At 74.7% G+C, this 1842-nt stretch carries 3 protein-coding genes; all 3 read left to right on the top strand.

Going from position 1 to position 1842, the window contains the following annotated elements; translation table 11 throughout:
• Nucleotides 1-223: hypothetical protein (locus tag OZN99_RS30830; RefSeq protein WP_270939021.1), on the top strand; the 223-nt coding region annotated here is incomplete at its 5' end.
• Between the two features lie 12 nt (nt 224-235).
• Nucleotides 236-925, top strand: a complete 690-nt coding sequence (locus OZN99_RS30825) for a class I SAM-dependent methyltransferase (protein ID WP_270939020.1) — start codon at nt 236-238, stop codon at nt 923-925.
• Complete coding sequence (locus OZN99_RS30820) at nt 922-1818, top strand: GNAT family N-acetyltransferase (RefSeq protein WP_270939019.1); 897 nt, start codon at nt 922-924, stop codon at nt 1816-1818. Before OZN99_RS30825 ends, OZN99_RS30820 begins: the two co-directional genes overlap by 4 nt.
• The last annotated feature ends 24 nt before the right edge of the window (nt 1819-1842 follow it).

Genomic DNA, 1842 nt, shown 5'->3' with positions numbered 1-1842 from the left:
CGGCGGCGGCGTGCTGCGCGCCGAGGTCCCGCTCGGCACCGGGCGCTTCGCGGTGGAGACGGTGGCGGCGCGTGCGGCGCGGGACGCCGCGCTGCACGCGCTCGGCGGCTTCGCCAACCTGGCGGTGCTGCGCCCGGCCACGGGTGGGCATGCGCTGGTGCAGGACATCGTGGCCGATGCGGCGCGGCTGGCGGCGTCGCTCGACCTGCCGGCGGCCGCGTAAGGGGGAACGGCGATGGACACGCATGACGAGACGCTGCGGCGCATCGTCGGCAGCATCGAGGCGCGCTTCGCGGAACACGGCGCGACGCCGGAGGGCTTGTGGTGGCCGAACGCGCCGGACCTGGCGACGCGCTACGCGGTGGTTCTCGGCCCGCTGCTTCAGGCCGGGCAGGGACGGCTGCGGCTGCTGGATGTGGGCTGCGGCCTGGGGTTCCTGCCGGACTGGCTGGCCGCCAACGGGCTGCTGGAGGCGGTGGAGTACACCGGCCTCGACGCCAGCGTGGCAATCCTGGAGCAGGCGCGGGCGCGCTGGCCCGAGCTGCGCTTCGTGCATGGTGACGTGCTGCGCGATGGCGTGCCCGGCGACCATGACGCGGTGGTGGCGATCGGCATCTTCACCGCGCGCTTCGCCAATACGTCCGCGGAGATGCAGGCCTACAGCGAGGCGACGCTGGCGGCGCTGTGGCCGCATGCCGCGCGCTGCCTGGCCTTCAACGCGATGAGCAAGCATGTGGAGTGGGAACGCGACGACCTGTTCCACTGGCCAGCGGACGAGGTTCTGCGCTTCTGCCGCCTGCACCTGGCGCGGCATGTCTCGATGCGTGCGGATTACGGCCTGTGGGAGTACACCTTCCACGTCTGGCGCGAGGCACGGCGCGACGTGTCCGCGATGCCGGCGGCCTGGCGCAGCGCGCCGGCATGATCGCGCCCTATGCCGACCCGCGCTACGCGGCGGCGCTGGCGGCAGGCGGCGGGTTGCAGCCGGTCCTGATCGCGGCCTGGCACGGCGCGGCGGTGCTGCGGCGGCCGGTTCCGGGTGCCGATGCGCAGGATATCGCCGGTCCCTATCCGCTGATGCCCTTTGCGCCAGGCTGGGACATCGCGGCGGGGCTGGAGGAGATGCGGCGCGACGGCGCGGTGAGCGCCGTCTTCGTCTCCGATCCCGTCCTGGCCTGCGCGGATCCGGCGCGCTTCGATCATGCACGGCCCTTCAAGCGGCATCACATCGTGCGGGACGGCTACGCGCCGGGCACGCACCACCGTGCCGAGCTGCGCCGCGCGGCCCGACGGTGCGACGTGGCGGAGATCCCCTTCGCCGACGCGCTGGCCGATTGGGTCCGGCTCTATGGCGGGCTGGTCGCGGCGAAGAACCTCGCCGGCGGGCCGCAGGATTTCGGCGCGTGCTATGCGCGCGCGCTGCTGCCGCTGGCGCCGCGTGCCTTCGCCGCGCGCACGGTGCAGGGCGTCGTGGGCATGTCGCTCTGGCTGCGACATGGCGCCTTGGCCTGGTACCACCTGGCGGCGACCGATGCGGCGGGGCGCGCCGCGGGCGCAGGCTATCCGCTGGTGGACGTCGCGGTGCGGACGCTGCTGGCGGAGGGCGTGTCCTGCGTCGTGCTTGGCGGCGGGCTGGCAGATGCGCGCACGCCGGCCTGCGGGCTGGAGCGCTTCAAGGCCGGCTTCGCCAACGATGTCCGCACCAACCTGCTGCTGGGCGCGGTGCTGGACCCCGCGCGCTACGCGGCCTTCGGCGGGGCGGAGGGCTGGTTCCCCGCCTACCGCGCGCCGGCGCCGCGCGGCGTGCTGGCGGTGTGAGGCCCGCCGCCGCGCCTGCGCCGG

It is taken from the genome of Falsiroseomonas oryzae (assembly GCF_027856955.1).
Lineage (GTDB): Bacteria > Pseudomonadota > Alphaproteobacteria > Acetobacterales > Acetobacteraceae > Falsiroseomonas > Falsiroseomonas oryzae.
Note: the sequence above shows the minus strand (reverse complement) of the source record. Positions and strands in the feature narration are given on the sequence as shown.

Excerpts from the sequence above, each read along its gene's own strand:
- OZN99_RS30825 (WP_270939020.1), top strand. The coding sequence starts at position 236 with ATGGACACGCATGACGAGACGCTGCGGCGCATCGTCGGCAGCATCGAG.
- OZN99_RS30820 (WP_270939019.1), top strand. The coding sequence starts at position 922 with ATGATCGCGCCCTATGCCGACCCGCGCTACGCGGCGGCGCTGGCGGCA.